6 protein-coding genes are annotated in these 8,832 nt (G+C 71.5%); 2 read left to right on the top strand and 4 right to left on the bottom strand.

Annotated features, from left to right (window positions below):
- Positions 1-362: 362 nt before the first annotated feature.
- On the top strand, positions 363-3,389 hold the full coding sequence (locus tag AOK01_RS38125) for a glycoside hydrolase family 3 protein (protein WP_055519928.1): 3,027 nt from the start codon (positions 363-365) through the stop codon (positions 3,387-3,389).
- A gap of 210 nt (positions 3,390-3,599) precedes the next feature.
- Positions 3,600-4,973: a hypothetical protein gene (locus AOK01_RS38130; protein ID WP_055519931.1), complete on the top strand. Its 1,374-nt coding sequence runs from the start codon at positions 3,600-3,602 to the stop codon at positions 4,971-4,973.
- 6 nt (positions 4,974-4,979) lie between these two features.
- On the opposite strand, the gene AOK01_RS38135 is transcribed toward AOK01_RS38130, so the two are convergent.
- The 4 genes from AOK01_RS38135 to AOK01_RS38150 all read right to left on the bottom strand — a co-directional run.
- Positions 4,980-5,780: an SCO4651 family lipoprotein gene (locus AOK01_RS38135; RefSeq protein WP_055519933.1), complete on the bottom strand. Its 801-nt coding sequence runs from the start codon at positions 5,778-5,780 to the stop codon at positions 4,980-4,982.
- A gap of 50 nt (positions 5,781-5,830) precedes the next feature.
- On the bottom strand, positions 5,831-6,613 hold the full coding sequence (locus AOK01_RS38140) for a serine protease (protein WP_055519935.1): 783 nt from the start codon (positions 6,611-6,613) through the stop codon (positions 5,831-5,833).
- A 238-nt stretch (positions 6,614-6,851) separates the two neighbouring features.
- Positions 6,852-7,601: a response regulator gene (locus AOK01_RS38145; protein ID WP_055519937.1), complete on the bottom strand. Its 750-nt coding sequence runs from the start codon at positions 7,599-7,601 to the stop codon at positions 6,852-6,854.
- Positions 7,598-8,832: sensor histidine kinase (locus AOK01_RS38150; protein ID WP_425424793.1), on the bottom strand; the 1,235-nt coding region annotated here is incomplete at its 5' end. The genes AOK01_RS38150 and AOK01_RS38145, both read right to left, overlap by 4 nt.

Here is an 8,832-nt window from a genome sequence, read left to right on the forward strand (position 1 = left end):
CTGACGCGCTCGTCCTCAAACGCCGGACGGGCTGAAATACCAGCCCGTCCGGCGTTTGAGGACCGGGGGTTCGGGGGCGGAGCCCCCGAGTACGTGACGGGAATGGGAAGGGGCGGCGGGGGCGTGCGAGGCGTGAGTAAATGACGCCTTCGGGCCCGCGTCAAGGGGGCGCGCGTTCGGTTTCCGAACGTGCAACGGCCCTGATCGGGCAGGCATTTCGGTCTGTACCGGCTTTGGTGTGAAGTCTTGACGGCTCGACGGTGCGTCAGTTAACTCACGGCGTGATTTAAGCCGTGTGGGATTCGTGCGAGTTTCGTGCGAGATCAAGCCGCAACAGCTCTTCGAGAGCCTAGGGAAGGTCCATGCGAAGAACCGCCCTGCTCGTCTCCGCCGCCCTGCTGACCGGTCTGCTCCCGTTCGCCGCGGCGAGCACCGCCTCCGGAGCGGACGATCCCGCCCCCGCCCCCGTGCCCGTCGACAACTTCGAGGGCGAGGTTCCGTTCGCGAGCCCGCCCGCAGACGGCATCTTCACCTGGGGCGGTGACAGCGACGACGCGCCCACGCTGGAACTCGCCGCCCGCGACGACGCCCCGCAGGGCGACAAGGTCCTCTCCGGCACGTACGAGATCAGTGGCTACGGAGGATTCACCCACGACTTCGCCTTCGCCGAGCCGGCCCACGACTGGTCCGCGAGCAAGGGCATCCGCTTCTGGTGGGACGGCCGGAACAACGGCAAGAAGGTCAACTTCGAGCTCAAGGACGGCGGCGCCAACGGCGAGGCCTCCGAGCTGTGGACGACGTCCTTCACGGACGACTTCACCGGCTGGAAGCAGTTGGAGATCCCCTTCACCGACTTCACCTACCGCACGGACTACCAGCCCGTCGGCGGCATCGACCAGGTCCTCGGCCTCACCGAGATGTGGGGGTACGCCCTCACGCTCCCGGTCGGCGTCAAGGACCGGTTCGCCATGGACGGCGTGGAGTTGTACGGCAAGGCCGACCAGGCGCTGCGGGCCCGTGTCGTCACCGACGCCGCCGTCTACCCGGTGAAGGAGGGCCGCTCCGCCGCCGTGAAGGTGACGGTCGCCACCACCGGCTCCGCTCCCATCGAGGAGCCCGTCACCGTCGCGTACGAGACGGCCGGCGGCACCGGCGAGTCCGGCAAGGACTACACCCCGGTCAAGGGCGAGCTGACCTTCCCGGCCGGCACGGCCTCCGGCGCCTCGCGGACCGTCACGGTGGGGACCCTGCGCGACAAGGCGAGCGAGAACGCCGAGACCGTCCCGCTGAAGCTCACGGTCACCGGCGCCAAGGCGCCCGCCGAGAACCCGCAGGTCGTGATCGACGCGCACGGGCTGCCGTACCTGGACGCGAAGGCGCCGGTGAAGAAGCGGGTCGCCGACCTGCTCTCCCGGATGTCACTCGCCGAGAAGGCCGGCCAGATGACCCAGGCCGAGCGCGGCGCGCTGACCGCGCCGGGCGACATCGCCGCGTACGACCTCGGCTCGCTGCTCTCCGGCGGCGGCTCCACGCCGACGCCGAACACGGCCGAGGGCTGGGCGAAGATGATCGACGGCTTCCAGCTCCGGGCGCAGGCCACCCGGTTCCAGATACCACTCATCTACGGTGTGGACGCGGTGCACGGCCACAACAACCTCACCGGCGCCACGATCATGCCGCACAACATCGGCATCGGCGCCTCGCGTGATCCCCGAGTCGCGTACGACGCCGGCAAGGTGACCGCCGCCGAGGTCCGGGCCACCGGCATCCCGTGGGACTTCGCGCCGTGCCTGTGCGTGGCGCGCGACGAGCGCTGGGGCCGTACCTACGAGTCGTTCGGCGAGGACCCGGCACTTGTCGAGTCCATGGAGACCGTCATCCAGGGCCTCCAAGGGGCCGCGAGCGGCAAGGACCTGAAGCGGAACGACAAGGTCCTCGCCACCGCCAAGCACTTCGTCGGCGACGGCGGCACGGAGTTCGGCTCGTCCACGACCGGCTCGTACACGATCGACCAGGGCGTCACGAAGGTCACCCGCCAGGAGCTCGAAGCCGTCCAACTGGCCCCGTACCAGGACGCGGTGGACCGCGGCGTCGGTACGTTCATGCCCTCGTACTCCTCGCTGGACATCCTCGGCGACTCCGAGGGCCCGGTGAAGATGCATGCCAACGCGGCGATGATCAACGGCGTCCTCAAGGACCGCATGGGCTTCGACGGCTTCGTGATCAGCGACTGGCAGGCCATCGACCAGATCCCCGGCGACTACGCGAGCGACGTCCGTACGTCCGTCAACGCGGGCCTCGACATGATCATGGTCCCGTACGCGTACAAGGACTTCCACGCCACGCTCCTCGACGAGGTGCGGGCAGGGCGCGTGAGCGAGAAGCGGATCGACGACGCCGTGTCCCGCATCCTCACGCAGAAGTTCAAGCTGGGGCTCTTCGAGAAGCCGTACGCCGACACCGGTGGCGCCTCGGCGATCGGCTCGGCCAAGCACCGGGCCGTGGCCCGCGAGGCCGCAGCCGAGTCCCAGGTCCTGCTGAAGAACGCGGGCGGTGTGCTGCCGCTGAAGAAGTCGCAGAAGGTGTACGTCGCCGGGTCCAACGCCGACGACATCGGCAACCAGACCGGCGGCTGGACCATCACCTGGCAGGGCTCGTCCGGAAAGATCACGGACGGGACGACGATCCTGGAGGGAATGCGCAAGGCCGGCGGCAGCGACTCGGTCACGTACTCCAAGGACGCGTCGGCGCCCACCGGCGGCCATGACGTGGGAGTCGTGGTCGTCGGCGAGACCCCGTACGCGGAGGGCATCGGCGACGTGGGCAACGGCCACGACCTGGCGCTGTCCGCCGCCGACAAGGCCGTGGTCGACACGGTGTGCGGTGCCATGAAGTGCGCGGTCCTGGTCGTCTCGGGGCGCCCTCAGCTCATCGGTGACCAGCTCGGCGACATCGACGCGCTGGTCGCGTCCTGGCTGCCGGGCACCGAGGGCGACGGGGTCGCGGACGTGCTCTACGGGAAGCGGGCCTTCACCGGGCAGCTGCCCGTCACCTGGCCGAAGTCGGAGGCTCAGCTGCCGATCAACGTCGGCGACGCGTCGTACGATCCGCAGTTCCCGTACGGGTGGGGCCTCACGACGCTGACCAAGGTGCCGGAGGGCGGCCGGGCGACGCTCAAGGCCCTCGCCGCGGCGGCGGCGCTGGCCGAGCGGACCGGCTCCGACGAGCTGGGCCGCGCGATCGTCGACAAGGCGCGGCTGCTTGTCCAGCGGAAGGTCGGGGAGGGCATCACGGCGGCGGTCGCCAAGCCGTTCGCCGACGCGGATCATTTGCTGCTCACGGGGCGGTACGGGCGGGCGGTGGCGAAGCTGACGGAGGCGTATGCCTGACCGGCGGTTCTACGGGGGCGCGGGTTGTTGTTCGTCGGTCGTCCGCGGCCCGGTGGGGGCTGGTCGCGCAGTTCCCCGCGCCCCTTGAAGGAAGGCGGTCCTCGGCACCCGGTGTCAACTGCCTGACCGGCGGTTTCACCGAGTTCCCCGCGCCCCTGGAAGTGCTCGGTGGGGCCGCCGGATGTGGTGGGCAGGAGTAGCGTCGGAGGTATGAAGGGCGCACTCGGACGAGGGTTCTCCGGTTTGCTGGTCGCGTTCGTGGCCCTGGCGATGGTGTTCGTCGGGGCCCCGGGCGCGCACGCCGCCACCGTCACCGCCACGGACGTCTCGGCGGTCGCCGACGCCCTGCGCGAGAGTCCCGTGTACGTCGACCCGTCCATGTCCGGACAACTGTCCGACTCCGACGCCGACGCCCTGGCCGAGAAGATCGAGAAGGCGGACAAGCCGGTCTTCGTCGCCGTCCTCCCCGCGGACTTCCCCGCCGAGAACCTCTTCCAGAACCTGCGCACCGACACCGGCATCACCGGCCTGTACGCGATCAGGCTCGGCGACCGCTTCGACGCGAGGGCCGACTCCTCCGTCCTGCCGAACGATGCTGTGCGCAACCTCGTGACCAGCGTCAGCGGCGTACGCGGCGAGAACACGAAGACCCAGCTGAACGACTTCACCGACCGAGCCCTCGCCAACATCGGCGGCTCCGCGCCCAGCGGCTGGGACGAGGGCGGTGGCGGTCTCGGCAGCGGCGCCCTGATCGGGGTCGGCGCGGTGATCGTGGTGGCCGGCGCCGGCGCGTACACCCTCATGCGGCGCAACCGCCGCAGGCAGGCGGCGGAGCGGCGGGCCGCGCTCGACCGGCTGCGCGTCGTCGTGGACGAGGACATCACCGCCTTCGGCGAGGAACTCGACCGGCTCGACTTCCGCCCCGCGGAGGCCGGCGCGGACGACGCGATGCGTACCGACTACGAGCACGCCCTCGACGCGTACGAGAAGGCCAAGTCCCTCATGGCCGCGGCCACCCGCCCCGAAGACGTGCGCGCCGTCACCCAGGCACTGGAGGACGGCCGCTTCTCCCTCGCCGTGCTCGCCGCGCGCCGCGAGGGCCGGCCCCTCCCCGAGCGCCGGGCGCCCTGCTTCTTCGACCCGCGGCACGGCCCGTCGGTCGCCGACGCCACCTGGACGCCGGCGGGCGGAGCCGCCCGCGAGGTGCCCGTCTGCGCCGCCGACCGGGTCCGCCTTGCCGAGGGCCACGACCCCGCCGTCCGCGAGGTCGACACCGACTGGGGCCGCCGCCCCTACTGGGACGCGGGCCCGGCGTACGGCCCCTGGGCGGGCGGCTACTTCGGCGGCGGCATGCTGCCCGGCCTGCTCGTCGGCACCATGCTCGGCTCGATGATGGCCGGCCCGGCGTACGGGGCCGGCTACGGATACGGCGGAGGGTACGGGGACTCCGGCGGCGGCGGGTACGAGGGCGGGGACATGTCCGGTTCCGACTTCGACCCGGGTGACTGCGGCGGCGGCTTCGGCGGCGGTGACATGGGAGGAGGCGGCGGCGGGGGAGGCGGGGACTTCGGCGGGGGTTTCTGAGCCCGCTCAGGCAAGCAGGACGTCGTCGCCCGCCGTCATGGGCACGACCTGCTCGGCCGGCGGCGCCTCGGCCTTCACCGGCGTCCCGAAGTCCGAGAGTGTCATCGTCGTCACGACCTTCACACCGCCGAAGAAGGACAGCCGGGCCTGGACGGCGCGCCCCTTCCCGTCGACCCACACGTCCGCGTAGACGGGCACGTCGTCGCCCAGTTCCTCGCGCATGGAGTCCAGCCCCTGCTTCGTCCTCGTCGACATGCGGAGCGTCGCGGTGCGGTGGTCGATCGTGCCCCGGTAATGCACCGCAGGGGCGTCGTTCACCTGCTCCGTGCCCTCGTTCGACACCTGCCGCATCGCCTTCATCTGGCGGAGCAGATGTTCGGGGTCGTTCAGCGGCGACCGCAGGAAATAGCGGGTCAGGGCCTCGCTCCGGTCGACCGCGGCCCACTTGCCCTCGGCCACCGTCCGCGAGCCCCACAGATAAACGGTGTCGCCGACGAAGACCTCCTCGACGGGGTCCATGCCGCCGGCCTCGTCGAGCTCCACCGTGAGCCGGCCCCTGTCACCCGCCAGATCGAAGGCGCCGGCGATCGCGAGTTCGTACGTCGTGGTGCTGTCGGTGGACCGCATCTCGATGTTCTCGTCCACGCGGACGCTGTCCGCGCTCGTCCTCCCGATCGCGGCGCGCACGGCCGCCCCGTGGTCCACCGCCTTCTTCGCACTCTCCGCCGAGTCACGGTCCGCACCGCCGGAACAGGCGGTGCAGAGCAGGAGGACAGCGACAGAGGTACGGCCACGGGCCCGGCGCAGTACGGGATGCCGATGACGGCGCCGGGCCCGTGGGTCCTCGTACAGGTGCGTCAGAGAGTCGACGCCGCCGACGCGATGGCGGCGGAGAAGGTCGAGACCTCGCTGTAGACGCCGGGAGCGTTGGCGCGGGCGCAGCCTATGCCCCAGCTGACGATGCCGACCTGGATCCAGGCGCCGGCGCTGTCCTTGCGGAACATCGGGCCACCGGAGTCGCCCTGACAGGTGTCCACGCCGCCCGCGGCGTAACCGGCACAGATCTCGTCGCCCGCGACGAGGCCGCTGTAACCGCTGTAGGAGCGGCAGGTGGCGTCGCTGACGAACGGCACGCTCGCCTTGAGCATGTAGCGCTGCTGGGCGCCGCCCTCACTGGCCGAACCCCAGCCTGCGACGGTGAAGGTGCCGGAGTTGTACTCGGTGGTCGTGGCGGTCTTCAGCGTGGGCAGGTTGATGGGCTGGGCGAGCTTGATGAGCGCCCAGTCCTTGCCGTTGCCGTTGTAGCCGGGGGCCTGGTAGACCTTCGTCGACTTGACCTGGACCCGGCCGCTGGTGGACTGGAGGTCCACGACGCCGGCGGTGGCGGTGATGCTCGTGTTGTTGCCGCTGCCGCTCACACAGTGCGCGGCGGTGAGCACGATCTGCTGGGTGTAGAGCGCGCCGCCGCAGCCCATGGAGAGCCGGACCATGAACGGGAACTCGCCCTGGGCGGCGCGGGTTCCGCCGACGACGGGCGCCGGGGCGGCCTGCGCGGTGGAGAGGGGCTGAAGGCTGATGACCGCGAGGGCGGCGGCGCCCGCGACCGCGCATCTCTTGAGCGTCTTGAGGAGGTTCTTCATCGTGATGCCTTCCGTGGGGGGTGGAATGGCAGGCGCATGCCAAGTCGCACACCGTCGCGCCGAGTCCGGCGAGAAGAGGACGTGCGTGGTGTCCGGCCTTGGCTGGCATGAGCCGGTCAATTTCTGTTGAGGGATTATGAGAACGCCGTGAGCACCGCCACAAGGGGTGAAAACCAGCCGCGCCTATCCGGTCAGTAAGAGTTCCCGTCGGAGGCGACCCGGTCGGCGAGGGGTCCCGTCAGGCGGGCTTCCCGGCTCGCGGTACGACCAGGCCCGTCTCGTACGCCATGACCACCGCCTGTGTCCTGTCCCGCAGCCCGAGCTTGGAGAGCACCCGGCTGACGTGGGTCTTCACCGTCTCCTCACCCACGTGGAGGCGGCCGGCCAACTCGGGGTTGGACAGTCCCTCGGCGAGCAGCCGCAGCACCTCCGTCTCGCGCGGGGTGAGCACGGCGAGCGTGTCCCGGTCCGGCCCGCCCGGCCGGCCCGGCGTCCGGGGCCTGAGGCGGGCGAACTCGGCGATCAGCCGGCGGGTCACGGCGGGTGCCAGCAGGGCCTCACCGGCGGCGACGATCCGCACCGCGTCGAAGAGCCGCTCCGCGGTGACGTCCTTGAGGAGGAAGCCGCTGGCCCCGGCGGTGAGGGCGTCGTACACGTGCTCGTCGAGGTCGAAGGTGGTGAGGATCAACACGCGTGGCGCATGGGCGGGTTCGGCGTCGCGCAGCAGTTCCGCGGTGGCCTGGATGCCGTCCGCCACCGGCATCCGTACGTCCATCAGCACCACATCCGGCCGCTGTTCACGGCACACCTGGACCGCCTCGGCGCCGTCCCGCGCGGTGCCCACGACGACGAAGTCCCGCTGGGTGGCGAGGAGTCCGGCGTAGCCGGCCCGGACGACCTCGTGGTCGTCGGCGACGACGATGCGTACGGGCCGGTCCTCCCCGGTCGCTCCGGGAACCGATGCGGGTGGTGCCCAGGGGTCCGTCATGCCAGGGCCTCCGCCCGTACCGGGAGCCGGGCCTCGACCAGGAAGCCGCCGCCGGGCGCGGGGCCGGTGCGCAGCGTGCCTCCCACGGTCGCCGCCCGCTCGCGCATACCGAGGAGGCCGTGACCCGCCCGGTCCGCCGTATGGCTGAAACCGGTTGGGGGGCCGCCGGGCCCCGGGCCGTTGTCGCGCACGCGGAGCTCCAAGTCGTCGTCGCCGTAACGGAGTTCCACGTCGACGGCGGCACCGGGAGCGTGCCGGCGGGCGTTGGTCAGGGCCTCCTGGACGATACGGAACGCGGTGACCTCGATGCCCGGGGCGAGGGGCGCGACCGTGCCGCTGACGATCAGCCGCGTACCGGAACCCGTGGCGTCCCGGGACTCGTCGATCAGCTCCAGCAGCTGGCGCAGCCCCGGCTGGGGCCGCCGGGTGACCCCCGCGTCCGCGTCCTCGCGCAGCACTCCGAGCAGCCGCCGCATCTCCGTCAGCGCGGCCCGCGCGGTGTCCCCGATGGCGAGCAGCCGTGTGGCGCCGTCGGCGGGCAGCCCCTGCGTGGTCAGCCGGGCGGTCTCGGCCTGCACGGCGATCATCGAGATGTGATGCGCGACGACGTCGTGCAACTCCCGCGCGATACGGGCCCGTTCACCGCGTGCGGCATGTTCGAGGAGCGTGTCGGCGAAGGCCCGCTCCGTCGCGCTGTGTGCCTGCGCCGCGGTCCGCACATGCCGGGTGATGCCGGTGGCCGCCGCCGCGGAGGCGAGCGTGGCGACCAGGACGGCCACGATGCGGACGGTGGAGTCCGCGGAGTGGCCGAAGCCGGCGGCCGTGGCCAGGGCCAGACCGACGTACGGGAGCACGAGGAGCACGCTGAGCAGGGGCGCTCCGGCTCGTCCGAGCAGATGGACCACCGCCAGCTGGGCCACCGCTCCCGCGAGGGTGAGGGCGTGGAAGGACTCCAGGGCCAGCACGCAGGCGGTGGTGAGCGCGATCGCGGCGGCGTTGCGGGTGTCCGCGCGGCGCTCCGGCGCGAGCACGAACACCACCGGCAGGGTCGTGCACAGCGCGAGCAGCACGGAGAGCGCGAGGTTGCCGCGCAGACCGGCGGTCCGTACGAGGACCTCGACGCAGGCGAGGAGCGCGAGCCCGACGGAGAGCACGACGGGCGAGCGTAAGACGGAGAGCGCGACGGGCGAGCGCATGACGGGTGAGGGCACGGTGGGGGAGTGGGTGGTGG

Source organism: Streptomyces aurantiacus, from assembly GCF_001418335.1.
Lineage (GTDB): Bacteria > Actinomycetota > Actinomycetes > Streptomycetales > Streptomycetaceae > Streptomyces > Streptomyces aurantiacus.

Excerpts from the sequence above, each read along its gene's own strand:
- AOK01_RS38125 (WP_055519928.1), top strand. The coding sequence starts at position 363 with ATGCGAAGAACCGCCCTGCTCGTCTCCGCCGCCCTGCTGACCGGTCTG.
- AOK01_RS38130 (WP_055519931.1), top strand. The coding sequence starts at position 3,600 with ATGAAGGGCGCACTCGGACGAGGGTTCTCCGGTTTGCTGGTCGCGTTC.
- AOK01_RS38140 (WP_055519935.1), bottom strand. The coding sequence starts at position 6,613 with ATGAAGAACCTCCTCAAGACGCTCAAGAGATGCGCGGTCGCGGGCGCC.
- AOK01_RS38145 (WP_055519937.1), bottom strand. The coding sequence starts at position 7,601 with ATGACGGACCCCTGGGCACCACCCGCATCGGTTCCCGGAGCGACCGGG.